Below are 25,888 nucleotides of genomic sequence, written 5' to 3' on the forward strand. Positions count from 1 at the left end.
CGGAGTTCGGCCACCATGGACGCATGACCGTGCTGGACGAACGCAACAGGACCGCCCCCACGCCCGGCCGGGACCAGCGGCGCACCGAGCTCGCGCAGTTCCTCAAGGCCTGCCGCTCCCGGGTGACGCCCGAGGCCGTCGGCCTGCCGCCCGGGATCCGCCGCCGCACCCCGGGCCTGCGCCGGGAGGAGGTCGCCCAGCTCTCGGGGGTCGGGGTCACCTGGTACACCTGGCTGGAGCAGGGCCGGCCGATCAACGCGAGCGAGCAGGTGCTCGACGCCGTGGCCCGGACGCTGCGCCTGGACCACACCGAGCGGGACCACCTCTTCCGGCTGGCCGGGCTCACCCCGGCGGCGGCCGCCGAGCCGTGCCCCGTCCTGGACCCGGCGATCCAGGTCATCCTGGACCAGCTCGCGCCGCTGCCCGCCGGGGTCTTCAACCACCGCTACGACCTGCTGCGCCACAACGCGGGCTACGACGCGCTCTTCCCCGCCGCCACCCGCCCGCGCCTGCCCAGCGGGCGGCGCAACAGCATGTGGTGCGCCTTCACCGCGCCGGAGTGCTGCAGCCCGTTCCTCAACCGCGACGAGGAGCTGCCCCGGATGGTCGCGGTGCTGCGCGGCGCCTACGGGCGGCACGTGGGCGAGCCGGCCTGGGAGGAGTACATCCGCGACCTCTCGGCGGCCAGCCCGCTCTTCACCGAGCTGTGGGCCCGTCAGGAGGTCGGACCGCCCCGGACGTCACGGAAGGTCTTCCGGCACGCGGCGGTGGGCGTGCTGCACTTCCAGGCCTCGTACCTGACCCTCCCGGCGGCCCCGGAGACCTACCTGGTGGTCTACACCCCGGAGAGTGACCAGGACCGCGAGCGGATGGAGTACGTGACCGCGAACCCGAGCTCGCCGGTGCCCGCCGGGCACGTCTGCGCCTGAGGCCCCGGCCGCCGGACAAGCGAAAGGGCCGCCTCCCGGGTGGGAGGCGGCCCTTCGTCGCTGTGGAGCTACGGGGAATTGAACCCCGGACCTCTTGCATGCCATGCAAGCGCTCTACCAACTGAGCTACAGCCCCGCGTCGCGACCGACCCTCGCGGGCCGGTGGTGCGGAGTGGAGCTACGGGGAATTGAACCCCGGACCTCTTGCATGCCATGCAAGCGCTCTACCAACTGAGCTACAGCCCCGCACTCTCAGGATTTCCCGCCTCCCTCTCGGGCGGCGTTCTTTCCTGCGAACGAGGAAGACTCTAGCTGGTCAGGCCCGGAACTGCGAAATCCCGTCCGTGAAGCTCCGTCGGCACCCGGTACCGACGCTCAGGTCTCGTCGCCGATGACCGGCTGCGGCAGCGTCCCGGCGTTGTGCTCGAGCAGCCGCCAGCCGCGCGCGCCCAGACCGAGGACGGACCAGCAGCAGTTGGAGAGGCCGCCGAAGCGCTCCCACTGCGCGGGCTCCAGGTCGAGCAGTCGGCCGATCATGGTCCGGATGGTGCCGCCGTGGCTGACCACGACGACCGTGCCGTCCTCGGGCAGCTTGTCGACGGCCTCGAGCACCACGGGCACGGACCGGTCCGCCACCTCGGTGCTCAGCTCGCCGCCGCCGCGCCGGACGGGCTCGCCCTTGGCCCAGGCCTGGTACTGCTCCGGGAACCGCTCCTGGATCTCGGAGTTGGTCAGGCCCTGCCACTCGCCCGCGTACGTCTCCCGCAGCCCCTCGTGGTGCTGCACGTCGAGCCCGGTGATCTTCGCCAGCTCGGCGGCCGTGCGGGCCGCCCGCTTGAGGTCGGAGGAGATCAGCAGGTCCGGGTGGAGACCGGAGAGCAGCGCCGCCGACCGCCGGGCCTGGAAGACGCCCTGGTCGGTCAGCTCGATGTCGGTGCTCCCCTGGAACCGGTTCTCGAGGTTCCAGGAGGTCTGGCCGTGCCGCCAGAAGACGATGCGCGGCCCCCGCGCGGCGCGGCTCAGCTCGCGTCCTCGGCGGCGGACACCGCGTTGCCGGCGGCGTCGGTGACGGCGTTCTCCGGGCGGTTGCGGGTGGCCAGCGCGTCGGCCGGGATCGGCAGCTCGGGGCAGTCCTTCCACAGGCGGTCGAGCGAGTAGAAGGAGCGCTCCTCGGAGTGCTGGACGTGCACGACGATGTCGAGGAAGTCGAGCAGGATCCAGCGACCCTCGCGCTCGCCCTCGCGACGCACCGGCTTGATGTCCAGCTGCTCGCGCAGCTGGTCCTCGATCTCCTCCGCGATCGCCTTCACCTGGCGGTCGTTGGGGGCCGAGACGATCAGGAAGGCGTCGGTGATCGACAGCACGTCGCTGACGTCGAAGGCGATGATGTCGTGGGCCAGCTTGTCGGCGGCCGCCTGCGCGGCGACCTTGACGAGTTCCTGGCTGTGGTCCGTGGCAGTCACAGTGTTCTTCCGGCTCGATGGCGTTGATTCGCCTTCCAGGATCTCACGAACGGCGCGGGGCCCCGGTCGATCACGACCGGGGCCCCGCTCACACCCGTGCCTACTGCGGCTGCTTCGGCACCTGGTAGTCCTTGCCGAGCACCAGCACGATGTCGGCGTTCTGCACGTCGGTGCTCTTCTTCACCGCCGAGTCCGGCAGTCCGAGGCTGCTCGCCAGCGACTTCGCGACACCCTGCCGGGAGTCGTCGGTGTAGCGGACCTCACTCGTGGGCTGGGTCGCGGGGGCCTTGTCACTGCTCGGCACCGCGCTGAGCCCGGCGTTGGTGATCTGCACGATCGCGCTGTCGCGCGCCTTGTCGTCACCGGTGGCGTTGATGATGCTGACCCGAGCGGTCCCGGAGGTCGACTGGGCGCTGTGCACGGTGCCGCCGAGGACGTCCTTGACCTGCTGGCCGGCCACCTTCTCGTCCAGCGTGCCGTCCGGCTGGACCTTGAGCGTGCTCACCGCGAAGTGCCCGGCCTTGGCCTGCTGGGCCAGCTGGGCCAGCACTCCCGCCAGCGCCTGCTCGGGCAGCGAGGGGTCGAGCACCTGGTTGAGCCGGTGCACGGTGTCCTGCGCGTCCGAGAGCTCGGTCGGCATCGCCTTCACCACCCCGCCGAGGACCTGGCCGAACCGGGCCAGCTGGGCGTCCCGGCTCTCGTTCGGGGCCTGGTAGGTGGCGTACAGCAGCGCGGCCCGGCCGTTCAGCAGCACGTCCTTGCCGACCTGCGCCAGCACCTTGCCGTTGTCGGAGATCTCCACGTTGGCGTCGATCCGGATCCCGCCGAGCCCGTCCACCAGCAGCGGCAGGTACGGGGTGTCCACCCGCCAGGTTCCGGCCACCGGGGCACCGAGCACGGTGCTCAGGCCCTCCCGCAGCCCGGAGTCGCCGAGCGCGCCGGCCCCCTGCGAGACCGGCACGGGCGAGCCGTCGCCGCCACCGGGCACCTTGAGGCCGTCCGGGAGCAGCAGGGCCGCGCCCTTGCCGCCCGCTTCGTCGTCCACCAGCAGCGCGGTGGAGACCTTGCCGTTGAGGTCCTTCAGGTACATCACGTTGACCTGCCGCTTGCCCACGGCCTTGGCCACGGTGGCCGTCCCGCCGAGCTTGCCGGTCCACCACAGGTACCCGGCACCGCCGGCGGCCAGCACGACCAGCGCCACCACACCGGCGACGGCGCGGTTGCGCAGCTTGCGCCGCCGCTCGGCGCGCACCTCGGAGCGCGACTCGGCGAACTTCAGCCAGTCGATGACGTCCTCGGTCTCCTCCGCCTCCTCGTCGACGAAGGTGAACTCACCCGTGGCGTAGTCGTTGTCCGCGTCGCTCTGCGGCACCCGGGGGCGCGGCGGCGCCGGCTGCACGGGCGGCCGCGCCGGGGCGACGGGCGGCTGGACCGGCGCCGGAGCGGGAGCCGGGGCCACGGGCCGGACGGGCTGGGCGACCGGCTGGACGGGCTGGGGCGCGACCGGCTGCTGGTAGTACTGCTGCGGCTGCTCGTAGCCCCCCTGCTCGTAGTAGCCCTGCTGCGGGTACTGCTGCGGCTGCTGGTAGTACTGCTGCGGCGGGTACTCCTGGTACGGCTGCTGCTGGTACTCGGGCTGTACGTACTCCTGCTGGTAGTACTGCTGCTCGTAGGCGGGCTGCTGCTCGTACCCGGGCTGCGGCTGCTGCTGCTCGTAGTAACCCTGACCCTGCTGCGGGTACTCCTGGTAGGGGTAGTCCTCCGGCCGTCCGGTCACGTCGCACCTCCCGGCGCGTAGAGCGCGCGCTTGTCGATGTAGCGGACCACGCCGTCCGGGACGAGGTACCAGACCGGTGCGCCCTTGGCGACCCGGATCCGGCAGTCCGTGGAGGAGATGGCCAGTGCCGGAACCTCTATCAGGGAGACCCCGCCGACGGGAAGACCCGCGTCGGAGAGGGTGTGCCCGGGGCGGGTGCAGCCGATGAAGTGCGCGAGGGAGAAGAGCTCCTCGGAGTCACGCCAGGAGAGGATCTGGGCGAGGGCGTCGGCGCCGGTGATGAAGAAGAGGTCGGCGTCCGGGTGGAGGGCGCGCAGGTCGCGCAGCGTGTCCACGGTGTAGGTGGGGCCCTGGCGGTCGATGTCGATCCGGCTGACCGAGAACTGCGGGTTCTCCGCCGTCGCGATGACCGTCATCAGGTAGCGGTCCTCGGCGGAGGTGACCTGGCGGTCGCTCTTCTGCCAGGGCTGTCCCGTCGGTACGAAGATCACTTCATCGAGGTGGAACGCACTGGCCACCTCACTCGCCGCGACGAGGTGCCCGTGGTGGATCGGATCGAAAGTCCCGCCCATCACGCCCAGGCGCTTCCTCAGCGGTGCGTGCTCGGCCTGCTGTCCCATGCCGCCACACCTTACGCGACGCGCGTGACGGCGGGGAAAGCCGAGCCACCGCCACGCTGCGCGAAGGGGCGCCGCAGGCTCAGCGGTCGCGGTTGAAGCGGGTGGTCACGTAGAGCAGCAGCAGCAGGATGAAGAGCGCCGCACCGCCGGTGAGGTACGGGTTCAGGCTCTCGTGGTTGCCGCCCTCGGCCAGCGAGGTCAGGACGGGCAGGGTGTTAGCGCTCATGGTCGGCGGGCTCTTCTCGGCTCGACGGGCGGGGCAGGTGCGCGGGCCGTGCGGCTCGCGCGCTCATCGTACGGGGGCGGCCCGCGCAACCGCGCGGCGGCCCACCGCGTCTGACTCCCGGTGAGCTGTCCCTCGTGACGGCGTCAGTTGTTGCGGCCGGCCCGCACCAGGATCCATGCCAGCAGGCCGACACCGACGATCGAGGCGATCACGACCAGACGCAGGAACAGGCCCGGCCCGTTCTCGCTGGAGATCGGGGCGGCCAGCGAGGTGAGGGTGGCGGGGTTCATGGACGGGCTCCTCGGGGCGGTACGGCACGGCCCGCGGCTTCGGGTCGTACCGCCAGGGTAGACCGGCTCACACCCGCTCCCCGCCCGGCCCCCCGGGCGTAGCGTGGCGGTGGGGACGAGTACGCACGGCAAGTCGTTGAGTGGACAACCGACCTGGACCAGGAGGCACCCGACCATGACCGACCCGACCAAGCCCAACTCCCCGAGCCGTCGCCGCCAGCGCTTCCCCGGGATCTCCACGCGGGCCTGGGAGCACCCCGCCGACCGCTCGGCCCTGGTCGCCCTGCGCAAGCTCTCCGGCTTCGACGAGATCCTCAAGAAGCTCGCCGGCCTGATCTCCGAGCGCAGCGTGCGGCTGATGTACCTGGCCACCGCCGTCCGCACCTCCGAGCGGCAGTTCCCCGAACTGCACGCGATGGTGCGCGACGCCGCGTACCTGCTGGACCTCGAGAAGGTGCCCGAGCTGTACGTGACGCAGGACCCGACGGTCAACGCGATGTGCGTGGGGATGGACACCCCGGTCATCGTGCTGACCACCGGGCTGGTGGAGCTGCTGGACGAGGAGGAGCTGCGGGCCGTGGTCGGCCACGAGGTCGGGCACGCGATGTCCGGCCACGCCGTCTACCGGACGATGCTGCTGGTGCTCACCAACATCGCCACCCGGATCGCCTGGCTGCCGCTGGGCAACCTGGCGATCAGCGCGGTCATCACGGCGCTCAAGGAGTGGTTCCGCAAGGCCGAGCTCTCCTGCGACCGGGCCGGGCTGCTGGCCGGGCAGGACCTGCAGGCCTCGATGCGCGGCCTGATGAAGCTGGCCGGCGGGCACAACCTGGCCGAGCTCAACGTGGACGCCTTCCTGGAGCAGGCCGAGGAGTACGAGCGGGCGGGTGACCTGCGGGACGGCGTGCTCAAGCTCCTCCAGGTGCTCCCGCAGACCCACCCCTTCGCGGTGGTCCGGGTCGCCGAACTGAAGAAGTGGGCCGAGAGCCCGGAGTACCGCGCGATCATGGCCGGCGACTACCCGCGCCGCGAGGACGACCCGGCCACCTCGGTGGGCGAGCAGTGGAAGGCGGCCGCCGACTCCTACGCCAAGTCGGTCAAGGAGAGCAAGGACCCGCTGATGGGGCTCCTGCGGGACGTCGCGGACGGCGTCGGCACCGTGGGCGGCAAGCTCCGCGACACCTTCACGAAGCCGCAGCCGTAGCCCTGGCCGTGGCCGTGGCCGCTCAGCGGAGCGTGCCGCAGAGCTGCCAGGCCGGGTGGGTGTGATCGGCCGGGTCGACCGGGGACGGCGCGGCCGGGGCCGGGCCCGGGGCCTTGGCGGCCAGCACGGGCTGGAGGTGGTCGGCCAGCTGGGCACTGCAGGAGGTGGGGCCGGACTGCTCGGCGGCGTCGACCAGCCGCAGGCGGCCGGCCCCCAGGTCGGTGCGGTCGAACTCCATCCGCAGGTCGCGCCGGACGGAGAACAGGCTCACCACGAGCGGGTTCTCCGTCCCGGCCGCCCGCAGCGCGTAGACGAAGGTGTGGTCGGTGGTGACCTGCAGGGTGCCGCTGTCCGCCTCCGCGAAGGCCATCACGCCGGTCACCTTGACCACGTCGGTGGCCAGCGCCACCTGCCCGGGGTCGAACCGCACCACCCAGCCGGTGGCGGCGTGGTGCTGGTCGTCCTGGGGGTTGTTCATGCTCTCGTCGTACTGGGCCTGCTCCCCCGGCGTGAGCAGCGCCCGCACCTCGGCCGTCTCACCCTGGGTGAGCACCGCCGGGCTCAGGTCGGCGACGGTCAGGTAGTGCTCGGCGACCTCGAGCGCACGGGTGACCTCGATCTTGGTGAAGTGCGCGGTCGCAGCGGCCGCGGGCACGCCGAAGCCGGCCGGGCCGTCGGCGTAGCCGGCGGGCAGGGCGGCGAACGGGTTGCGGAAGTCGGCCACCGGCGTGACGGCGGAAGAGGGGCTCAACGCGAGCATGCTGACGGTCAGTTGGTTGCCGGTCGGCGCGGCGGCCAGCCGCCTCGGGGAGCTCACGCCGAAGTACACGGCGGCCGCGAAGGCCATCGCGACCAGGAGCAGCAACGCCACCGCTTGGCGGGGCAGCGAGCCGAGCGGCCCGAACCCGATCCGGGCGCGCACCGCCCGGGGGTGGTGGCCCCCGAGCCGCTCGATCGCCGACAGTTCCTGGATCCGCGCAGCCCGGACGAACGACTCGTCGAAGACGACGGATCGGTACTCGTCCTCATTGCCGGACCCACCGTCGGGCGTACCCTCCGGAGGCTCGCGCGGGTCACCCATACCACCAGAGTAAGGCGGGGAATCGGCCGCTACGAGAGTCTGAACACCATGAGTTGCCGCCGGCCCCGCGGTGGTGCTCAGCCCGGCAGCAGGACGGCCGCCGAGGGGGTCGGGGCCTGGCCCGAACCGGTGCTGCTGCTGGCCCCGCTCTCCGGACGGCGCGGGGATTCGGGGCCGGCGCCGCCGGTGCCCCGGTAGATCGCGGCCACGGCCACGGCCACCACGCTGACGCCCATCACCACCGCCAGCACCCAGGCGATCGGCCGGTGCCAGCGCTGCTGGGCCACGTGCCGCCCGCCCGCCCGGCGGGCCGCTTCGTACCGGGCGGCCCGGCCCCAGGTGGACCGCCGCAGGTACGCCCGGCGCTCGGCGCGGGCCGCCCGGGCGGAGGCGGTGAACGGATCGGGGTAGTGGCGGTCGTCGTCCAGGCCGCCCGGGTGCGGGCGCAGCTCCAGCGGGATCCCGTCCGCCTCGAAGCCGCGGCCCGGCGCGGCACTGTCGGGCTCGAACCGCGCCTCGGCGGCGGCCAGCTGCCGCTCCCGGGCACTCGGCTCGTGCACGGCGGCGGACCGGACGAAAGCCTCGTCGAAGACCACGGTGGCGAACTCGTCGTCCGCATCACCGTGGTCGGCGCCGCCGGAGTACGGCGAGCCCCCCACATCCTCAGCCATGGGGCTCAGCGTATTACCGGGCGGGCGATTTGTCTGTGGCTCCCGGCAGACGGCCTACGGCGGCTACCGGACGTGGCCGTCGCCGGTGACCACGTACTTGGTCGAGGTGAGCTCCGGCAGACCCATCGGGCCGCGGGCGTGCAGCTTCTGGGTGGAGATGCCGATCTCGGCGCCGAAGCCGAACTCACCCCCGTCGGTGAACCGGGTCGAGGCGTTGACGGCCACGGTGGCCGCGTCGACCAGCTGGGTGAAACGGCGGGCGGCGGCCTGCGAGCTGGTGACGATCGCCTCGGTGTGGCCGGAGGACCAGCGGCGGATGTGCGCCACGGCGGCGTCCAGCGAGGGCACCACGGCGGCGGCGAGGTCGTAGGAGAGGTACTCCGTCTCCCAGTCCTCCTCGGTGGCGGGCACCACGGTGGCGGCCGAACCCTCGGCGGCCCCCAGCACGGCCTCGTCCCCGTGCACCGTCACCCCCGCCTCGGCCAGCGCGGCGAGCGCCAGCGGCAGGAACTCCTCGGCGATGTCCTGGTGCACCAGCAGCGTCTCGGCCGAGTTGCACACGCTCACCCGCTGCGCCTTGGAGTTGAGCAGCACCGAGACGGCCATCGCGAGGTCGGCCTGCCCGTCCACGTACACGTGGCAGTTGCCGGTGCCGGTCTCGATCACCGGGACGGTCGAGCCCTCGACCACCGTACGGATCAGCGAGGCGCCGCCGCGCGGGATCAGCACGTCCACCAGGCCGCGGGCGCGCATCAGCTCGGTGACGGACTCGCGGCTCTCCCCCGGCACCAGCTGCACGGCGTCGGCGGGCAGCCCGGCGGCGGCGACGGCGTCGCGCACCACGGCGACCAGGGCGGTGTTGGATCGGTAGGCGGAGGCGGAGCCGCGCAGCAGCACGGCGTTGCCGGACTTGAGGCAGAGCGCGGCGGCGTCCACCGTGACGTTCGGGCGGGCCTCGTAGATGATGCCGACCACGCCGAGCGGCACCCGCACCTGCCGGATGTCCAGCCCGTTCGGCAGCGTGTACCCCCGGACCACCTCACCGACCGGGTCGGGCAGGCCGACCACGCTCCGCACATCAGCGGCGATGGCGGCCACCCGCTCCTCGGTCAGCGTCAGCCGGTCGATCACCGACTCGGCCGTCCCGGCGGCCCGTGCCTTGGCCACGTCCTCCGCGTTGGCCGCGGTGATCTCCGCGCTCCGCGCGACCAGCGCCTCGGCGATCGCCAGCAGCGCGGCGTCCTTCACCTTGCGCGGCACTGGGGCGAGCTCGGCGGCCGCCTCCCGGGCACGGCGCGCGGCGGCGAGGACGGGGCTGTCGGAGAGGCTGGTCGTCATGGCGCCAAGGTTAGCGACTGCCCCGGCGGGCTCCGAACGGCTTTCACCCGCTGAGACAGGCCCTCTCGCACAACACCAGGTTGCACTGTCCAGGGGCGCGGGGAACGGCGCGACCAGCCACGCGCGGCCTGCGGCCTACCGCTGCGCGCAGTTCCTCGCGCCCCTCGATAGTGCAAGTGAATCTCTGCGGCAGCCATCAGGACCGCTTCTTCCGACCTCGCGCCGTTCCCCGCGCCCCTGACGGGGCTAGTAGGGGTGCACGCCGCCCAGGTGCGGGGGCGGATCCCCGAAGCCCTCGGCGATGCGGTGGTGGTAGGTGGGGCGGTCGACGACCTCGAGGCCGACGATCTCCCAGGGCGGGAGGTTGGCGGTGGCCTTGTGCTCGCCCCACAGCCGCAGCGCGATCGCGGCGGCGTCGTGCAGGTCGCGGGCCTGCTCCCAGTACCGGATCTCGGCCCGGTCGGTGGCGTAGCGGGCCGTCAGGAAGAACGAGTGGTCGTGCGCGAGGCGCTCGAGACCGGCCCGCAGCTCGTCCAGCGGGGTGGCTCGGCCGGCCACACTGAGCACCACGTGCCACAGCCGGGCGTGGTCCTGCTCCGCCTCGGCCTCCGGCCCGGCCGACACGGCCTCCCCGTCCGGGACACTGACCAGCCGCCGCTGCGGGCGCCCGGGCAGTGCTTCCTGGCCCCTGCGTCCCACCGGCGGCCTCCTTGTCGACAACGCGTCCCCCGGGCCGACGCCCGCTCGGCCCGCCCCTCAGGGAGGGCTCGCCCCTCAGCCGCGCAGCACGACCAGGTCGTCGCGGTGGATGACCTCGCGCTCGTACGCGGGACCGAACTCCTGGGCCAGGTCACGGGTGGACCGGCCGAGCAGACGGGGCAACTCCCTCGCATCAAAGTTGACCAGCCCACGGGCGACGATGTGGCCGTTTTCGCCAAGAAGGTCCACCGGATCACCCGCGGCGAACTCCCCGTCCACCCGGGTGACCCCGGCCGGGAGCAGCGACTTGCCGCCCGAGACCACGGCCTCCACGGCCCCGGCGTCGAGCTGCAGGGCCCCCCGCGGGGTGCTGGCGTGCTCCAGCCAGAGCAGGCGGTCGGCCGAACGGCTGCCGGTCCGCAGAAAGAGCGTTCCGGTCGGGCGGCCGGCCAGGGCGTCGGCCGCGTGGCTGGCGGCGGTGAGCACCACCGGGATGCCCGCGCCGGTGGCGATCCGGGCGGCCTCGACCTTGGTGACCATGCCGCCGGTGCCGACCCCCGCCTTGCCCGCGCTGCCGATCTCGATGCCCGCGAGGTCCTGCGGACCGCGCACCTCGGCGATCCGGCTGGTGCCCGGACGGCTCGGGTCGCCGTCGTAGAGGCCGTCCACGTCGGAGAGCAGGACCAGCAGATCGGCCCGGACCAGGTGGGCCACCAGCGCGGCCAGCCGGTCGTTGTCGCCGAACTTGATCTCGGCGGTGGCGACGGTGTCGTTCTCGTTGACGACCGGCATCGCGCCCATCGCGAGCAGCTGGTCCAGGGTGCGGTAGGCGTTGCGGTAGTGGGCCCGGCGGCTGGCGTCCTCGGCCGTCAGCAGCACCTGGCCGACGCGGATGCCGTACCGGGCGAAGGAGGCCGTGTACCGGGCCACCAGGAGGCCCTGGCCGACGCTGGCGGCGGCCTGCTGCCGGGCCAGGTCACTCGGGCGGCGCTCCAGGCCGAGCGGGGCGAGGCCGGCCGCGATGGCACCGGAGGAGACCAGCACGACCTCGGGCGCGTCGGCCCGCCCGCGCACCTTGGCCAGCGCGTCCACCAGGGCGTCCACCCGGTCCGCGTCCAGGCCGCCGGCCGCGGTGGTCAGCGAGGAGGAGCCGACCTTGACCACGATCCGACGTGCCGTCAGGACTTCCTGACGCAGGGTCTGCTCGGTCACCACGTGCCTCCACTCGCTGTACACGGCTCTGATCCAAAACCGTGGGCCCGCCGCCCGGTGCGTAATGTACGCGATCCGGGCGGCGGGCCCGCTCACAGCTCAGCCGTTGGACCGGCTCAGTAGTCCTCGTCGCCCTCGACGGCCTGGCGGCCGCTGGAGAGCGCCTCGAAGGCCAGGTACTCGGCCTCGGCGGCGTCGCGGCCCTTCTGCTTCTCGCGGCGGCGGTCGACGGCCGGGCGCTGGGTCTCCATCCGGTGGTCCTCGCCACGGCGGCCGAGCATCTCGGCGCCGGCGGCCATGGTCGGCTCCCAGTCGAAGACCACGGCGTTCTCGTCCGGGCCGATGATGACGGTGTCACCCTCCTTGGCGCCGACCTTCCACAGCTGGTCCTCGACACCGAGGCGGGCCAGGCGGTCGGCCAGGTAGCCCACGGCCTCGTCGTTGGTGAAGTCGGTCTGGCGCACCCAGCGCTCCGGCTTGACGCCGCGCACGCGGTAGGCGCCGTCCTCCTCGACCACGGTGAAGCCGGCGTCGTCCACAGCGGCCGGGCGCAGCACGATCCGGGTGGCCTCCTCGACCGGCTTGGCGGCCCGGGCCTCGGCGACGATCTGCGCCATCGCGAAGCTCAGCTCGCGCAGGCCCTTGCGGGAGGCGGCGGAGACCTCGAACACGCGGTAGCCCGCCTGCTCCAGGGACTCACGGGTGATGTCGGCCAGGTCCTGCCCGTCCGGCACGTCCACCTTGTTCAGCGCGACCAGGCGCGGGCGGTCGTCCAGGCCGCCGTACTCGGCGAGCTCGGCCTCGATGGTCTCCAGGTCCGAGAGCGGGTCACGGCCCGGCTCCATGGTCGCGCAGTCCAGCACGTGCACCAGCACGCTGCAGCGCTCCACGTGGCGCAGGAACTCCAGGCCCAGGCCGCGGCCCTGGCTGGCGCCCGGGATCAGGCCGGGGACGTCGGCGACGGTGTAGATCGTCTCGCCGGCGGTGACCACGCCGAGGTTGGGGATCAGGGTGGTGAACGGGTAATCGGCGATCTTCGGCTTGGCCGCCGAGAGCACCGAGATGAGCGATGACTTGCCCGCGCTCGGGTAACCCACCAGGGCGACGTCGGCGACGGACTTGAGCTCCATCTGGATGTCGCGGGCCTCACCCGGCTCGCCGAGCAGCGCGAAGCCGGGCGCCTTGCGGCGGGAGGAGGCCAGCGCGGCGTTGCCCAGGCCCCCGCGGCCGCCCTGGGCCGCGATGAAGCTGGTGCCGTGGCCGACCAGGTCGGCCAGCACGTTGCCCTGGCGGTCCATGACGACGGTGCCGTCCGGCACCGGGAGGATCAGGTCCCCGCCGGTCGAGCCGGTGCGGTGGCCGCCCGCGCCGGGCTTGCCGTTGGTGGCCTTGCGCTTGGGCGAGTGGTGGTACTCGAGCAGCGTCGTCACCTGGGAGTCGACCATGAGGATGACGCTGCCGCCCTCACCGCCGTTCCCGCCGTCCGGACCGCCGAGCGGCTTGAACTTCTCCCGGTGCACGGAGGCGCAGCCATGGCCCCCGTTACCCGCGGCGACGTGCAGCTCGACGCGGTCCACGAAGGTGGTCATTGGTTGTGCCTCCACTTGATACGACTGAGGAATTCCGGGGCACCCGGGAGGGGCCGCCCCTACAAGCATGCCTGGCCGAGCGGCGTTGGCCCCGCTTCCGGGGCAACGACTCCCAAAGCACGAAGGGTGGACCGGAAATTCCGGTCCACCCTCCGAAAAGCCTTGACGCTAGGTCAGAGCTCAGGCCTCGACGGCCACGATGTTGACGACCTTGCGGCCGCGGCGGGTGCCGAACTGCACCGCACCGGCGGTCAGCGCGAACAGGGTGTCGTCGCCACCGCGACCGACGCCCGCACCCGGGTGGAAGTGGGTGCCACGCTGGCGGACGAGGATCTCGCCGGCGCTGACGACCTGGCCGCCGAAGCGCTTCACGCCGAGGCGCTGAGCGTTCGAGTCACGACCGTTACGGGTAGAGCTTGCGCCCTTCTTGTGTGCCATCTCGCTGCTCCCTTACTTACTTCGCGGAGTCGATGCTCGTGATGCGGACGGCGGTGTGGCGCTGGCGGTGACCCTGGCGCCGACGGTAGCCGGTCTTGTTCTTGTAGCGAAGGATGACGATCTTCTCACCCTTGGTGTGGTCGACGACCTCGGCGTGAACCTTCACACCGGCGAGGACCCACGGGTCGGAGGTGACAGCGTCGCCGTCGACAACGAGGACGGTCGAGAGCTCGACCGAGTCACCCGGCTTGACGTCAACCTTGTCGATCTCCAGCACGTCGCCGACGGCGACCTTGTGCTGGCGGCCGCCGGCGCGAACGATCGCGTACATGCGGTTACCTGCTTTCCTTGCTCGGTCGGAACTCTCGATGCCAGCCGCTGGGCACTGACACAGCGGCCTCCCCCGGCCGTACCGGCCCAGGAGGTGATGTGCTCGGGAGCGTGGCGTAGACACGCCGAGGGTCAAGAATACAGATGCCGCCTGCTGCGGCCAAACCGAGGCGGTGAACACGGCAGGGGCGCGGTCGCCCGCGCCCCTGCCGTGGTGCAGCTACCTCTTACTCGGCAGCCGGAGCGTCGGGCTCGGCAGCCGCGGCCTTCTTGGTCGTCCGCTTGGTGGCGGTCTTCTTGGCCGTGGTCTTCTTCGCGGCGGCCGTGGTCTTCTTGGCCGTGGTCGTCTTCTTGGCGGCCGTCTTGCGGGCGGCACGCTTCTTCGGGGCCGGAGCCTCCTCCGCGACCTCCTCCACCGCGACCTCCTCGACCACCGGCTCCTCGGCGGCGGCCTCGGCCGCAGCCTCGAGCGCGGCGGCCACAGCGGCCTCGGCACGGGCCTGCAGGACGACGATCTCGGCCTCGGCCGGAGCGCCGGCCGGCGCCGTCGCCTTGCGGACCGCACGGCGGCGGGCCCGCGGGGCGGCGGAGGTCACGGCCGGGATCTCGACCAGGCTCGGCTGCTCCGCGGCGGCCTCGGGGGTCTCCTCGACCACCGGAGCCTCCTCGACCGTCTCGACCGCGAGCTGCCCGCCCGACGGCACGAGCTCGAACTCCTCGTGCTCGTGCGGCTCCTCGGTCTCCTCGATCTCGTGCTCGGTCAGCTCCGCCGCGGGCTGGGCGGCGCCGCCCTTGCCCCGGCGACGGCGCTTGCTGCCACCGGACAGAGCCTCGCCCGAGGTGCCCACAGAGCCACCGCCGCCACCGTGCGAGGCCGGCTGCTCCATGTGGACGATGACGCCCCGGCCGTTGCAGTGCACGCAGGCCTCGGAGAAGGACTCGAGCAGGCCCTGGCCGACCCGCTTGCGGGTCATCTGGACCAGGCCCAGCGAGGTGACCTCGGCCACCTGGTGCTTGGTCCGGTCCCGGCCCAGGCACTCCAGCAGACGACGCAGCACCAAGTCCCGGTTGGACTCGAGCACCATGTCGATGAAGTCGATCACGATGATGCCGCCGAGGTCGCGCAGCCGCAGCTGGCGCACGATCTCCTCGGCCGCCTCGATGTTGTTCCGGGTGACGGTCTCCTCGAGGTTGCCGCCCTGGCCGACGAACTTGCCGGTGTTGACGTCGACCACGACCATCGCCTCGGTCCGGTCGATCACCAGCGAGCCGCCGCTGGGCAGCCAGACCTTGCGGTCCAGCGCCTTCATCAGCTGCTCGTCGATCCGGTACGTGGCGAACACGTCCACGTCCGAGGTCCAGCGCTGCAGGCGCTCCGCCAGGTCGGGGGCGACCCCGCCGACGTACTCGTGGATGGTCTTCCAGGCGACGTCACCGGAGACGATGACCTTGGTGAAGTCCTCGTTGAAGATGTCGCGGACGACCCGGACGGTCATGTCCGGCTCGCCGTAGAGCAGCGCCGGGGCGTTGCCGGTGGCGGCCTTCTTCTGGATCTCCTCCCACTGCGCCTGCAGGCGCTGCACGTCGCGGGTCAGCTCCTCCTCGCTCGCGCCCTCGGCGGCGGTGCGCACGATGACGCCCGCGTCCTCGGGGACGATCTTCTTGAGGATCTGCTTCAGACGGGCGCGCTCGTTCTCGGGCAGCTTGCGCGAGATGCCGGTCATCGAGCCCTCGGGCACGTAGACCAGGTAGCGGCCGGGCAGCGAGATCTGGCTGGTCAGGCGGGCGCCCTTGTGACCGATCGGGTCCTTGGAGACCTGCACCAGGACGGACTGGCCGGACTTGAGCACCGACTCGATCCGGCGCGGGCCGCCGTGGCCGCCGAGCGCGCCGAAGTTGACCTCACCGGCGTACAGCACCGCGTTGCGGCCCTTGCCGATGTCGACGAAGGCGGCCTCCATCGAGGGCAGCACGTTCTGGACCTTGCCCAGGTAGACGTTGCCGACGTAGCTGGTGGCCTGCTCCTTGTTGACGTAGTGCTCGACGAGCACGCCGTCCTCGAGGACGCCGATCTGGGTGCGCTCGCCGTTCTGGCGGACGACCATCACGCGCTCGACCGACTCACGGCGGGCCAGGAACTCGGCCTCGGTGATGATCGGCACCCGGCGGCGGCCCAGCTCGCGGCCCTCGCGGCGGCGCTGCTTCTTCGCCTCCAGGCGGGTGGAGCCCTTGATGGACTGCACCTCGTCAGGGTCGAAGGAGGGCTCGGTGGAGCGGCGGCGCGGCTCGCGCACCTTCACGACGGTACGGACGCCGTCCTCGGTGGTCTCGGCACCGACCTCGACGCCACCCTCGCCACCACGGCGACGACGACGGCGACGGCGACGCGAGGAGGCCAGGCCGCCGGCCAGGTCGTCCTCGTCCTCCTCGGCCTCGGGCTCCTCCTCGGCGACCGGCTCGGCCACCGTCTCGGTGGTCTCGGCCTCGAAGTCCTCGGCCTCACCGCGGCGACGGCGACGGCCGCCCCGGCGGCGACGGCGGGACGGACGGTCGTCCTCCCACTCGCCCTCGGTCTCCGGACCGGTGGTCACGGCGGCGGCGGGCTCCTCGGCGGCGGCGACCGGCTCGGCCGGCTTCGGCTCGGCCTTCGGCTTCACCGGGGCGGGCGCCTCGGCGCGCGGCTGCACCCGGACGGGCTGACGAGTCCGGCGGCGGCGGCCGACGCCGCTGTACTCGAACTCGTCCTCCTCCGAGGCGGCCGGGGCGACGGCCGCAGCAGCGGGCTGCTCGGCGGCGGCCGGGGCGGCGGGCGCCTCGAACGGGGCCGGCTCCTGGAAGACCGGGGCCTGGAAGATGGCGGTGGACGGGCGGACGGCCCGGCGGCGCACGCGGTGGGTCGGGGCCTCCTCGGCCACCGGCTCGGCGGCGGGGGTCTCCTCGACGGCCTCGGGCTCCTCCTCGGGAGCCTCCTCCTCGACGGCCTCCGGCTCCTCGGCCACGACCGGCGCGGGCTCGGCCACCCGGCGCGAACGGCGGGTGCGGCGCGCGGGAGCGGCCGGGGCCTCCTCGGCCACGGGCTCGGCGGCGGGCGCCTCGACGGGCGCCTCCTCCGCGGCGGCCGGCTCGGCCTCGGCCGGGGCACCGGCGGGCGCCTCGGCACGCTTACGGGTACGGCGGGCGCGGACCGGCTTCTCCGCCACGGGCTCGGCGGCGGGCGCCTCGACGGGCGCCTCCTCCGCGGCGGCCGGCTCGGCCTCGGCCGGGGCGCCGGCGGGCGCCTCGGCACGCTTACGGGTACGGCGGGCGCGGACCGGCTTCTCGGCGGCGGGCGCCTCGGCCTCCGCGGCGGCCGGCTCGGCGGCCACGGGCTCGGCCGGGACGACGACCTCGACGGCCGCGGTCTCGGCGCCCTGCGGGGTGCCGGCCGGGCGGCTGACCGCGCGGCGACGGCGGCGCGGCGGCGCGGCGGAGCTGTCGGTATCGGTGCCTGCCGCAGACTGCTGCGGTTCGGTGTTGTCGAGCATGCGGGTGGATCTCCCGTCAGGCCCCCGGGCTCCGCATCCGGGCACGACCGGGCACCAAGGGCGCCGGCGGCCGCGGGTAGCGCGGGCCCGCCGGAGCGGTGCAGTCGTGCGGACGCGAGGCCGCACAGGAGCTCGTAGTCTCGCTCGGCTCCCCGCACGGTGCGAGGGCCGAAAGTCTTCTGGTGCTTGACCAGTCTTCTGGGTTTTCAAGGCCGAGCCGTCCCCGGGCCGGATGGCTGCCGGACGGGTACCTCGGGCGCACCGACCATCCGGGTCGGCGAGCCGCAAGGGGCTGGCCTGCGCGACGGCGCTCGCTCCCCTGGGGAGCCGCGGGGGCCAGGCGGGCGCTCGGACCGGAGGTCAACCCCCGGCCCGGGCCCGCCCCCCGCTAGGCGGACGCAGTGTGCGCGCGGCCCAACAGCCGCTACCGGCCAGTCGGTGCCGCGGCGCGGTCGAGCGCCAGCGGGTCGGTCACCGTGCCGGTCTCCTCGTCGAGCGGCCCCTGCGCCAGCCTGGTCACCTCAGCGGGGACCGGCGGCGCGAGGTCGGCCGTCACACGGAGACCGGACAAAACGTCGTCGGGTCGTACGGCGGGTGTGGCGTGTCGTACTACCAGCCGCAGTATCGCACAGGGACCGCCCTGGCGGACATCGGCAGCACTTTCCGTACCGGTGTCGTTACCATCGCCGACCTGCGCCTCGGCGAGCTCCAGCGCCGCGACTGCGCCGCGCGCGTCGAAGACCCGCAGCCCGTTCTTGGTCTGGCGGCTGACCTCGACCTCTTCGGCCGCCAGGAACTTCTCGGCCGCGCGGGCCGCCTCGGCCGGCTCCACGCCGTCGAGGCGGATCTGCCACTCGGAGGCCTCCAGCCGCTCCACGAAGTTCGGGGTGTGCACCTCGACGGCGTCGATGATGTCCAGCCCGATGGGCAGCGACTCGTCCAGCAGCGCGCGCAGCGCCGCCGGGTCACGGAAGTCGGCCAGGCCGATCTCCAGGTACTCGGCCTCGCTGGCCACCCCGGTCGGGGCGGCGTTGGCGTACGAGACCTTGGGGTGCGGCGTGAAACCCGCCGAGTAGGCCATCGGGACGGCGGAGCGGCGCAGGGCCCGCTCGAACGCGCGCTGGAAGTCACGGTGGCTGGTGAAGCGCAGACGGCCGCGCTTGGTGTAGCGGAGACGGATGCGCTGCACCGTCGGCGCGGGCGGCGGACCGTCGGGCGTGCGGCGTGCCAGGGCTGCTCAGTCCTTAGTCAGTAATCCCGGTCCGGCAGCTGGTGCCCGGACTCTGTCACCCCAAGGGTACTGGCCCGTCCGGTGCGGCTATGACGGCCCTTCCGGCGCGGAACGCGCGGAAAGGGCCGTCGGTCTGCCCTAGTAGGGGTACGGAGACCGGTCCGGATCGGCCTGCTGGATGCCGAACCCGTCCTCGCTGGCACCGCTCACCCGCCGGGTCAGCAGGTCGTGGCCGTCGGCGGCGATCCCGTACGTCCCGATGATGTGCCCGATCGCCGCGGCGCAGTTCGCCACCGGGTCGTAGATGCTGAGCGAAGTCCCGGCGACGTGGTTGTCCGCGAAGGTTGCGGGGATGCACTGCCAGCCGCCCCGGGAGCAGCCGGCCGGCGCGCCGGGGTGCGCGGAGTCGTGCGGGACGGGCGGTCCGACGGCGTTGCTGTCGTCCAGGTTGATCAGGTTCGCGTTGTAGGAGGACTCCCGCAGCGCGATGGTCAGCATGCCGGGCAGCCAGTGGGTGAGCGGCGCCCCGCGCAGCCGGCACGCCTCGGTGATGTAACCCGTGCACGCCGCCCGACCGATGCCGAAGGTACCGGCGCCGGAGTAGTCGACCTCTGCGACGGAGATGCTGCCGGGGGTCCGGAGCGCTGGCGGCCGCAGGACTTCCTCGTCGGCCGACCAGCTCATCCCTGGAGCACCGCCTGCACGATCCAGCTCACCGGGGCGGTGTCCAGCGTGTTGCCGGAGTCCTGGGGCACCCTGGCCAGCGAGACGATGCTGTCGTGCTCCCGGATGGGCAGCCCGACCAGCCCCTTCTTGTGGTCCACCACCACGAACCCGACCTGCCAGTCCCGGATCACGTCGTTGTACAGCGCGTACCGGATCTTCGCGGTGCCGTTCTCCGCGGCGAGCGAGACCCAGGTGAAGGCCCACGGGATCGCGGGCGGACCGGGATACGCCGGGATGGGTACGAGGACGACGTTGGGGCTGCCGTCGAGGAAATTGCCGAACACGTCCGTCCCGAAACCCGTCGGGAGCTGACCCGTTGCGTACGCCACGCGAACCACCTCTTGGTCGATGCCCGGACAGGGCGACGTGCCCTGCCCGCTCCCCGACGCTACGGCGCCCCGGCCGATCGTTCGTGCACAGCAGTGGTGGCCTCACGGGATCGGGTGACATCCGGAGCCCGGACAGTCCATGCGGCGACCGTCGGCACTCGCGGGGCCGCTCCGGCCGACCGAAGACTTCTGCCATGACGGCACAGAACATCCAGACCTTCCGCGGCGTCCTCCTCGACCAGATGACGATCGACGCCCTCCTGCTGGCCGAACAGCTCGCCGGCCTGGGCCAGTTCCCGATCATGCAGGGCTCCTTCACCCAGGGCGCCGTCTCGGCGTCGGCCGGGACACACGACGGCGGCGGCGCGATCGACGTGGGGATCCACTCCGGCGACGACCCGTGGGACGTGCAGGTCACGAAGGTCCGCTCGCTCCGTCAGGCCGGCTTCGCCGCCTGGCGCCGGACACCGCCGGCCTTCCCGTACCACATCCACGCCATCCTGATCGCGGACCCGTGGGTGTCCCCTGGCGCGGCGGAGCAGATCGACCAGTGGCACCAGCACCTGAACGGCCTGGCCGGCCACGGGCCGGACGACGACCCGGTGGACGTGGAAGCCGGCCGCCCGTCCGTCGTCACCACCCCGCCGCCGGCGCCACGCCCGAACCGCCGCAAGCTCGACGAAGAGGTGGTCTGACACCACGCAGCGGCGCCCTCCCCGACCGGAGTCGGGAAGGGCGCCGCTCATGTGTCCTGTCGCCAGGTCAGCCGTGCGTGTGACCGGCGCCCGCGCCGGGCCCGCCGTTGACGACGGCGAGCGGCAGCAGCTTCACACCCGTCGGGCCGATCTGGATCTCGGTCTGCATCTGGGGGCACACGCCGCAGTCGAAGCACGGGGTCCAGCGGCAGTCGTCGACCTCGACCTCCTCCAGGGCGTCCTGCCAGTCCTCCCAGAGCCAGTCCTTGTCGAGACCGCTGTCCAGGTGGTCCCAGGGGAGGACCTCCTCGTAGCTGCGCTCGCGGGTGGTGTACCAGGCGACGTCGACGCCGGTACCGGCCAGGCCCTTCTCGGCGGCGGCCATCCAGCGGTCGTAGGAGAAGTGCTCGCGCCAGCCGTCGAAGCGGCCGCCGTCCTCGTAGACCGCGCGGATGATGCCGCCGGTGCGGCGGTCACCGCGGGAGAGCAGGCCCTCGACGATGCCGGGCTTGCCGTCGTGGTAGCGGAAGCCGATGTTCTTGCCGAACTTGCGGTCGCCGCGGATGGCGTCGCGCAGCTTGGCCAGGCGCTCGTCGGTGCCCTCGGCGGAGAGCTGCGGGGCCCACTGGAAGGGGGTGTGCGGCTTGGGGACGAACCCGCCGATGGAGACGGTGCAGCGGATGTCGTTCTGGCCGGTGACCTCGCGGCCCTTGGCGATGACGTTCTTCGCCATCTCGGCGATCTGCAGGACGTCCTCGTCGGTCTCGGTGGGGAGGCCGCACATGAAGTAGAGCTTCACCTGGCGCCAGCCGTTGCCGTACGCGGCGGCGACGGTGCGGATCAGGTCCTCCTCCGAGACCATCTTGTTGATGACCTTGCGGATGCGCTCCGAGCCGCCCTCGGGGGCGAAGGTGAGGCCGGAGCGGCGGCCGTTGCGGGTCAGCTCGTTGGCCAGGTCGATGTTGAAGGCGTCGACCCGGGTGGAGGGGAGGGAGAGGCCGATCTTGTCCTCGGTGTAGCGGTCGGCCAGGCCCTTGGCGATGTCACCGATCTCGGTGTGGTCGGCGGAGGAGAGCGAGAGCAGGCCGACCTCCTCGAAGCCGGTGGCCTTGAGGCCGCGCTCGACCATCTCGCCGATGCCGGTGATGCTCCGCTCGCGGACCGGGCGGGTGATCATGCCGGCCTGGCAGAAGCGGCAGCCGCGGGTGCAGCCGCGGAAGATCTCGACGGACATCCGCTCGTGGACGGTCTCGGCGAGCGGGACGAGCGGCTGCTTGGGGTAGGGCCACTCGTCGAGGTCCATCACGGTGTGCTTGGAGACGCGCCACGGCACGCCCGGCGCGTTCGGCACCACACGGGCGATCCGGCCGTCCGCCAGGTACTCCACGTCGTAGAAGCGCGGGACGTAGACGCCACCGGTCTTGGCCAGGCGCAGCAGCAGCTCGTCGCGGCCGCCGGGCTGCCCCTCGGCCTTCCAGGTGCGGATGATGTCGGTGATGTCGAGCACGGCCTGCTCGCCGTCGCCGATCACCGCGCAGTCGATGAAGTCCGCGATCGGCTCGGGGTTGAAGGCGGCGTGGCCGCCCGCGAGCACGATCGGGTCGTCCACGGTACGGTCCTTGGCCTCCAGCGGGATGCCCGCAAGGTCGAGCGCGGCCAGCATGTTGGTGTAGCCGAGCTCGGTGGAGAAGGACAGGCCGAAGACGTCGAAGGCCTTCACCGGCCGGTGCGCGTCCACGGTGAACTGCGGGACGTCGTGCTCGCGCATGAGCGCCTCGAGGTCCGGCCAGACGCTGTAGGTGCGCTCGGCGAGCACGCCCTCGCGCTCGTTGAGCACCTCGTAGAGGATCATGACGCCCTGGTTGGGCAGGCCGACCTCGTAGGCGTCGGGGTACATGAGCGCCCAGCGGACGTCACAGGCGTCCCAGTCCTTGACGGTCGAGTTGAGCTCGCCGCCGACGTACTGGATCGGCTTCTGGACGTGCGGGAGGAGGGCCTCCAGGCGCGGGAAGACCGATTCGACTGTCATAGAACTGGCTACCTCGATGTGGCTTGAAGAAGGTGACTTTCAAGGGTAGCCGAGGCGCCGAACTGCTCAGGTCCCTATCGGGCGCTGGGAGCGGACCGACTGCAGTATCCCGACCGCCATCCAGACCGCGAACATCGAGGAGCCGCCGTAGGAGACGAACGGCAGCGGGATGCCGGCGACCGGCATGATGCCGAGCGTCATGCCGATGTTCTCGAAGCCCTGGAAGGCGAACCAGGCGATCACGCCGCCCGCCAGGATCGTGCTGTAGAGGTCGGTGGCCTGCCGGGCGATCCGGCAGGCGCGCCAGAGGACGATGCCGAGCAGCAGGATCAGGGTGAGCCCGCCCACGAAGCCGAGCTCCTCGCCGGCCACGGTGAAGACGAAGTCGGTCTGCTGCTCGGGGACGAACTGGCCGGTGGTCTGGGTGCCGTGGAACAGGCCCATGCCGGTCAGGCCGCCGGAGCCGATGGCGATCCGGGCCTGGGCGGTGTTGTAGCCCACACCGGCCGGGTCGAGGGCGGGGTTGGCGAAGGCGGCGAAGCGGTCGATCTGGTACTTGCTGAGCACGCCCAGCTTCCAGATCGCCACCGCACCGAGGCCACCTGCGGTGAGCAGGCCGAAGACCCAGCGGTTGGGCGCGCCGGAGACCAGCAGGATGCCCATGATCGTCACGGCCATCACCATGACCGAGCCGAGGTCGGGCATCAGCATGACGACGGCCATCGGCACGGCGGCCAGGGCGAGCGCCTGCAGCACGCTCTTGTCGGACGGTATGGCCCGCTCCCCCGCGTCGACCCGGGCGGAGAGCACCACGGCCATCCCGAACACGATGGCGAGCTTGGCGAACTCGGCCGGCTGCAGCGAGAAGCCGCCGCCGAACTGGATCCAGGAGTGCGCGCCGTTGACCCGTGAGCCCAGCGGGCTGAGCGCGGCGAGCAGTATCCCGATCACCGCGAGGTAGATGAACGGGACGGCGGTGCGCACCCGGCGCACTCCTATCACGATCACCGTGCCGCAGAGCACCAGCCCGATCATGAGGTTGGTCAGGTGCCGGTAGAGGAAGTACTGCGGGTCGCCGTGGGTCAGCGAGTCACGGCCGCGGGTGGCCGACCAGACCAGCAGCGAGCTGCCCAGCGAGAGTGCCAGGGCGGCCAGGATCATGATCCAGTCGAGCCGCCGCAGCGGGGAGTCCTTGGCCAGCGCCCGCCCGATCACCCCTCGCTGAGGGGAGAGCCGGACGGGGCGGTACGAGCCGTACGCGCTCATGCCCGGCTCCTTCCGTACACGCGGGTGGGTTCGACGGCCGCGGGGAGCGACAGGTCGACGGCGGGGGTGAGCGGGAGGGCCGGGTCGGCGAAGGCCTTGCTGCCCGACAGGGCGGCCGTGAGGATCGCGGTGCCGTCCGGGTTGAACTTGGGCAGCTGGGCCTGCGGCTTGGGCAGCAGGGCCTTGGTGTTGTCGATGTTGCCCTTGTCGTCCACGCCGTACAGCGCCTGGTAGATCCGGCGCACGGAGTCACCGGAACCGCCGGAGCCGGTGCCACCTTGGCTTATCGTCATCACGACCGCGTAGTCGGAGCTGTAGGTGGTCAGCCACGAGGTGGTCTGCTTGCCCATGACCTCGGCGGTGCCGGTCTTGGCGTGCAGCTCGATCTTGCCCTGCGGCCAGCCCGCGCCGACGAACTTCCAGGCCGCGGTGCCGCTGGTGATGACGCCCGCGGTGGCCTGGTTGATGTAGCTGAGCAGCTCGCCGGAGGCCGGGATCTTCGCGTCCGCGTGCGGGGCGATGTCGCGGACCAGCTGGCCACCCGGGCTGACCACGGCCTTGGCGATGGTCGGGCGGTAGAGGGTGCCGCCGTTGGAGAGGGCCGAGTAGATCCGGGCCATCTGCAGCGGGGTGACCAGGGTGTCGCCCTGGCCGATCGCGAAGTTGACCGAGTCACCGGCGCGCATCACGGCGCCGTCGACGCAGTTCTCGCGGGCAATCTCGTCGGTGTACTCGTGACCGCCCTTGGCCGCCTGCTCGCACCAGGAGTTCTTGTTCGCGTCGAAGAAGGACTGCTTCCACTGCCGGTCCGGCACCCGGCCGGTCACCTCACCGGGCAGGTCGATGCCGGTCTTGGCGCCGAGGCCGAACTGGTGGGCGGTCTTGAAGAACCAGTCCTGCGGGTTCTTCGGCTTGATGCCGCCGTCCTTCATCCACTGGTCGTAGGAGAGGCCGTAGAAGACGGTGTCGCAGGAGACCTCGAGGGCCTTCTCCAGCGAGATGTCACCGAAGCTCTCGCTCTCGAAGTTCTTGAACTCACGGCCGCCGATGACCATGCTCTTCGGGCAGGGGTAGTGCCCGTCCAGCGAGTAGCCGGCCTGCACGGCGGCGGTGGTGGAGATCACCTTGAAGGTCGAGCCGGGGGCGGACTGACCCTGTATGGCCCGGTTGATCAGCGGGGTGTTGGCCTCTTTCGAGTTCAGCGTCTGGTAGTCCTTGGCCGAGATGCCGCCGACCCAGAGGTTGGGGTCGAAGGTCGGGGCTGAGGCCATCGCGATGATCCGGCCGGTGTGCACGTCCATCACGACGGCGGCACCGGAGTCGGCCTCGTAGTTCTTGTTGGTCTCCTTGTCGAAGACCTGGCGGGCGTCGGTCATGGCCTGGGCGAGCTGCTGCTCGACCACCGTCTGCACCTTGGCGTCGATGCTGGTCACCAGGTTGTTGCCGGGCTGGGCGGGGGTGCTGCCCGCGCTGCCGATGACGCGGCCGAGGTTGTCCACCTCGAGCCGGTCGACCCCGGTGGTGCCGCGCAGGTCGTTGTCGTACACGTATTCCAGCCCCGCCCGGCCGACCTGGTCGGAAGGCAGCCGGCGGTCCCGGCCGGTCTTGTCGGCGGACTTGGCCACCTCCTCGTCCGTCACCGGGGAGAGGTAGCCGAGGACCTGGGCGGCGTTGGCGCCCTCGGTGCCGGGGTAGTTGCGCACGGCGGTGGGCTGGGCGGTGACGCCGGGGAAGTCCTCGCGGCGCTCCATTATCTGCATCGCCTGCTGGGTGGTGGCCTGCTGGGTCACCGGGATCGGCTGGTACGGGGAGCCGTTCCAGCAGGGCTGCGGGGTCTTGGGGTCGCAGAGGCGGACCTTGTCCTGGACGTCCTTGGCCGGCACGCCCAGCACCCCGGCGAGCCGGGCGAGGACGGCCTTGCCGTGGTCCTTCTGCTGCAGCAGCGAGGTGCGGCTGACCGAGACCACCAGCCGGGTCTGGTTGGCGGCCAGGATCCGGCCCGAGGCGTCCAGGATCTCGCCGCGGATGGCCGGTTCGACCACCTCGCGGATGTGGTTGCCCTGGGCCTTGGCGACGTACTGGTCACCGGTGCGGATCTGCAGGTACCAGAGCCGCCCGCCGAGGGTGGCGAGCAGCGAGAGCACGAGCACCTGCAGGACGACCAGACGGATCGTCACCCGCTGGGTGCGGCCGGTCTCCGGGATGTTGCTCAACGGGGTTC

24 protein-coding genes and 2 tRNA genes are annotated in these 25,888 nt (G+C 72.1%); 3 read left to right on the forward strand and 23 right to left on the reverse strand.

Annotation, left to right across the window (positions count from 1 at the left end; genetic code table 11):
• The first annotated feature begins 23 nt into the window (after positions 1 to 23).
• A complete protein-coding gene (locus ABT095_RS19995; protein ID WP_350530781.1) occupies positions 24 to 929 on the forward strand; it encodes a helix-turn-helix transcriptional regulator in 906 nt (301 codons plus the stop codon).
• Between the two features lie 63 nt (positions 930 to 992).
• Here the strand turns inward: ABT095_RS19995 and ABT095_RS20000 are convergent.
• The 8 genes from ABT095_RS20000 to ABT095_RS20035 all read right to left on the reverse strand — a co-directional run bounded on the left by ABT095_RS20000 (position 993) and on the right by ABT095_RS20035 (position 5,305).
• A tRNA-Ala gene (locus ABT095_RS20000) sits at positions 993 to 1,065 on the reverse strand.
• Positions 1,066 to 1,102: 37 nt separating this feature from the next.
• Positions 1,103 to 1,175, reverse strand: a tRNA-Ala gene (locus ABT095_RS20005).
• Positions 1,176 to 1,304: 129 nt separating this feature from the next.
• Positions 1,305 to 1,952 carry a histidine phosphatase family protein gene (locus ABT095_RS20010; RefSeq protein ID WP_350530850.1) on the reverse strand — a complete coding sequence of 216 codons (648 nt, stop codon included), beginning with the start codon at positions 1,950 to 1,952 and terminating at the stop codon, positions 1,305 to 1,307.
• Positions 1,949 to 2,392, reverse strand: a complete 444-nt coding sequence (gene rsfS / locus ABT095_RS20015) for a ribosome silencing factor (protein WP_350530782.1) — start codon at positions 2,390 to 2,392, stop codon at positions 1,949 to 1,951. The genes ABT095_RS20010 and rsfS overlap by 4 nt, the downstream gene beginning before the upstream one ends.
• 100 nt (positions 2,393 to 2,492) lie before the next feature.
• A complete protein-coding gene (locus ABT095_RS20020; protein WP_350530783.1) occupies positions 2,493 to 4,169 on the reverse strand; it encodes an LCP family protein in 1,677 nt (558 codons plus the stop codon).
• Positions 4,166 to 4,789 carry a nicotinate-nucleotide adenylyltransferase gene (gene nadD, locus ABT095_RS20025; protein ID WP_350530784.1) on the reverse strand — a complete coding sequence of 208 codons (624 nt, stop codon included), beginning with the start codon at positions 4,787 to 4,789 and terminating at the stop codon, positions 4,166 to 4,168. The genes ABT095_RS20020 and nadD overlap by 4 nt, the downstream gene beginning before the upstream one ends.
• A 79-nt stretch (positions 4,790 to 4,868) precedes the next feature.
• Complete coding sequence (locus ABT095_RS20030; protein ID WP_350530785.1) at positions 4,869 to 5,015, reverse strand: hypothetical protein; 147 nt, start codon at positions 5,013 to 5,015, stop codon at positions 4,869 to 4,871.
• 143 nt (positions 5,016 to 5,158) lie between these two features.
• The gene (locus ABT095_RS20035) at positions 5,159 to 5,305 is read right to left on the reverse strand and encodes a hypothetical protein (protein WP_350530786.1); all 147 of its coding nucleotides are present in this window, start codon (positions 5,303 to 5,305) and stop codon (positions 5,159 to 5,161) included.
• Positions 5,306 to 5,480: 175 nt separating this feature from the next.
• Between ABT095_RS20035 and ABT095_RS20040 the strand changes: the two genes are divergently transcribed.
• A complete protein-coding gene (locus ABT095_RS20040; protein ID WP_350530787.1) occupies positions 5,481 to 6,509 on the forward strand; it encodes a M48 family metallopeptidase in 1,029 nt (342 codons plus the stop codon).
• Positions 6,510 to 6,531: 22 nt separating this feature from the next.
• On the opposite strand, the gene ABT095_RS20045 is transcribed toward ABT095_RS20040, so the two are convergent.
• From ABT095_RS20045 to ABT095_RS20100, 12 genes are all read right to left on the reverse strand, one after another.
• Complete coding sequence (locus ABT095_RS20045) at positions 6,532 to 7,590, reverse strand: SCO2583 family membrane protein (RefSeq protein WP_350530788.1); 1,059 nt, start codon at positions 7,588 to 7,590, stop codon at positions 6,532 to 6,534.
• Between the two features lie 77 nt (positions 7,591 to 7,667).
• The gene (locus ABT095_RS20050) at positions 7,668 to 8,261 is read right to left on the reverse strand and encodes an SCO2584 family spore wall biosynthesis protein (protein WP_350530789.1); all 594 of its coding nucleotides are present in this window, start codon (positions 8,259 to 8,261) and stop codon (positions 7,668 to 7,670) included.
• Positions 8,262 to 8,324: 63 nt separating this feature from the next.
• The gene (locus ABT095_RS20055; protein WP_350530790.1) at positions 8,325 to 9,599 is read right to left on the reverse strand and encodes a glutamate-5-semialdehyde dehydrogenase; all 1,275 of its coding nucleotides are present in this window, start codon (positions 9,597 to 9,599) and stop codon (positions 8,325 to 8,327) included.
• A 246-nt stretch (positions 9,600 to 9,845) separates the two neighbouring features.
• Positions 9,846 to 10,298, reverse strand: a complete 453-nt coding sequence (locus tag ABT095_RS20060; protein WP_502884933.1) for a DUF8830 family protein — start codon at positions 10,296 to 10,298, stop codon at positions 9,846 to 9,848.
• 75 nt (positions 10,299 to 10,373) lie between these two features.
• The gene (proB, locus tag ABT095_RS20065) at positions 10,374 to 11,510 is read right to left on the reverse strand and encodes a glutamate 5-kinase (RefSeq protein ID WP_350530791.1); all 1,137 of its coding nucleotides are present in this window, start codon (positions 11,508 to 11,510) and stop codon (positions 10,374 to 10,376) included.
• A 116-nt stretch (positions 11,511 to 11,626) separates the two neighbouring features.
• A complete protein-coding gene (gene obgE, locus ABT095_RS20070) occupies positions 11,627 to 13,099 on the reverse strand; it encodes a GTPase ObgE (RefSeq protein ID WP_350530792.1) in 1,473 nt (490 codons plus the stop codon).
• Positions 13,100 to 13,279: 180 nt separating this feature from the next.
• Positions 13,280 to 13,537, reverse strand: a complete 258-nt coding sequence (rpmA, locus tag ABT095_RS20075; RefSeq protein ID WP_030309712.1) for a 50S ribosomal protein L27 — start codon at positions 13,535 to 13,537, stop codon at positions 13,280 to 13,282.
• Positions 13,538 to 13,553: 16 nt separating this feature from the next.
• The gene (gene rplU, locus ABT095_RS20080; protein ID WP_104816088.1) at positions 13,554 to 13,868 is read right to left on the reverse strand and encodes a 50S ribosomal protein L21; all 315 of its coding nucleotides are present in this window, start codon (positions 13,866 to 13,868) and stop codon (positions 13,554 to 13,556) included.
• Positions 13,869 to 14,094: 226 nt separating this feature from the next.
• Positions 14,095 to 17,679 carry an Rne/Rng family ribonuclease gene (locus tag ABT095_RS20085; RefSeq protein WP_502884934.1) on the reverse strand — a complete coding sequence of 1,195 codons (3,585 nt, stop codon included), beginning with the start codon at positions 17,677 to 17,679 and terminating at the stop codon, positions 14,095 to 14,097.
• A 136-nt stretch (positions 17,680 to 17,815) separates the two neighbouring features.
• Entirely contained in the window at positions 17,816 to 18,580 is a 765-nt protein-coding gene (locus tag ABT095_RS20090) for a TIGR03936 family radical SAM-associated protein (RefSeq protein WP_350530794.1), read from the reverse strand.
• A 180-nt stretch (positions 18,581 to 18,760) separates the two neighbouring features.
• Positions 18,761 to 19,306 carry a hypothetical protein gene (locus tag ABT095_RS20095; protein WP_350530795.1) on the reverse strand — a complete coding sequence of 182 codons (546 nt, stop codon included), beginning with the start codon at positions 19,304 to 19,306 and terminating at the stop codon, positions 18,761 to 18,763.
• Positions 19,303 to 19,677 carry a hypothetical protein gene (locus ABT095_RS20100; protein WP_350530796.1) on the reverse strand — a complete coding sequence of 125 codons (375 nt, stop codon included), beginning with the start codon at positions 19,675 to 19,677 and terminating at the stop codon, positions 19,303 to 19,305. The genes ABT095_RS20095 and ABT095_RS20100 overlap by 4 nt, the downstream gene beginning before the upstream one ends.
• A 194-nt stretch (positions 19,678 to 19,871) precedes the next feature.
• On the opposite strand from ABT095_RS20100, the gene ABT095_RS20105 reads away from it, so the two are divergent.
• Positions 19,872 to 20,372: a hypothetical protein gene (locus ABT095_RS20105; protein WP_350530797.1), complete on the forward strand. Its 501-nt coding sequence runs from the start codon at positions 19,872 to 19,874 to the stop codon at positions 20,370 to 20,372.
• 67 nt (positions 20,373 to 20,439) lie between these two features.
• On the opposite strand, the gene ABT095_RS20110 is transcribed toward ABT095_RS20105, so the two are convergent.
• The 3 genes from ABT095_RS20110 to mrdA form a co-directional block, all read right to left on the reverse strand.
• Positions 20,440 to 22,401, reverse strand: coding sequence for a TIGR03960 family B12-binding radical SAM protein (locus ABT095_RS20110; protein WP_350530798.1), 1,962 nt, complete (start codon positions 22,399 to 22,401; stop codon positions 20,440 to 20,442).
• A gap of 66 nt (positions 22,402 to 22,467) precedes the next feature.
• A complete protein-coding gene (gene rodA, locus ABT095_RS20115) occupies positions 22,468 to 23,667 on the reverse strand; it encodes a rod shape-determining protein RodA (protein ID WP_350530799.1) in 1,200 nt (399 codons plus the stop codon).
• A complete protein-coding gene (gene mrdA / locus ABT095_RS20120; RefSeq protein WP_350530800.1) occupies positions 23,664 to 25,880 on the reverse strand; it encodes a penicillin-binding protein 2 in 2,217 nt (738 codons plus the stop codon). The genes rodA and mrdA overlap by 4 nt, the downstream gene beginning before the upstream one ends.
• Between the last annotated feature and the right edge of the window lie 8 nt (positions 25,881 to 25,888).

Origin of the sequence: Kitasatospora sp. NPDC002227 (assembly GCF_040296285.1) — a bacterium.
Lineage (GTDB): Bacteria > Actinomycetota > Actinomycetes > Streptomycetales > Streptomycetaceae > Kitasatospora.

What these genes read in the sequence shown, in the direction of transcription:
- ABT095_RS19995 (WP_350530781.1), top strand. Translation starts at nt 24, where the DNA reads ATGACCGTGCTGGACGAACGCAACAGGACCGCCCCCACGCCCGGCCGG.
- nadD (WP_350530784.1), bottom strand. Translation starts at nt 4,789, where the DNA reads ATGGGACAGCAGGCCGAGCACGCACCGCTGAGGAAGCGCCTGGGCGTG.
- ABT095_RS20030 (WP_350530785.1), bottom strand. Translation starts at nt 5,015, where the DNA reads ATGAGCGCTAACACCCTGCCCGTCCTGACCTCGCTGGCCGAGGGCGGC.
- ABT095_RS20035 (WP_350530786.1), bottom strand. Translation starts at nt 5,305, where the DNA reads ATGAACCCCGCCACCCTCACCTCGCTGGCCGCCCCGATCTCCAGCGAG.
- ABT095_RS20040 (WP_350530787.1), top strand. Translation starts at nt 5,481, where the DNA reads ATGACCGACCCGACCAAGCCCAACTCCCCGAGCCGTCGCCGCCAGCGC.
- ABT095_RS20045 (WP_350530788.1), bottom strand. Translation starts at nt 7,590, where the DNA reads ATGGGTGACCCGCGCGAGCCTCCGGAGGGTACGCCCGACGGTGGGTCC.
- ABT095_RS20050 (WP_350530789.1), bottom strand. Translation starts at nt 8,261, where the DNA reads ATGGCTGAGGATGTGGGGGGCTCGCCGTACTCCGGCGGCGCCGACCAC.
- ABT095_RS20055 (WP_350530790.1), bottom strand. Translation starts at nt 9,599, where the DNA reads ATGACGACCAGCCTCTCCGACAGCCCCGTCCTCGCCGCCGCGCGCCGT.
- obgE (WP_350530792.1), bottom strand. Translation starts at nt 13,099, where the DNA reads ATGACCACCTTCGTGGACCGCGTCGAGCTGCACGTCGCCGCGGGTAAC.
- rpmA (WP_030309712.1), bottom strand. Translation starts at nt 13,537, where the DNA reads ATGGCACACAAGAAGGGCGCAAGCTCTACCCGTAACGGTCGTGACTCG.
- rplU (WP_104816088.1), bottom strand. Translation starts at nt 13,868, where the DNA reads ATGTACGCGATCGTTCGCGCCGGCGGCCGCCAGCACAAGGTCGCCGTC.
- ABT095_RS20095 (WP_350530795.1), bottom strand. Translation starts at nt 19,306, where the DNA reads ATGAGCTGGTCGGCCGACGAGGAAGTCCTGCGGCCGCCAGCGCTCCGG.
- ABT095_RS20105 (WP_350530797.1), top strand. Translation starts at nt 19,872, where the DNA reads ATGACGGCACAGAACATCCAGACCTTCCGCGGCGTCCTCCTCGACCAG.
- ABT095_RS20110 (WP_350530798.1), bottom strand. Translation starts at nt 22,401, where the DNA reads ATGACAGTCGAATCGGTCTTCCCGCGCCTGGAGGCCCTCCTCCCGCAC.
- rodA (WP_350530799.1), bottom strand. Translation starts at nt 23,667, where the DNA reads ATGAGCGCGTACGGCTCGTACCGCCCCGTCCGGCTCTCCCCTCAGCGA.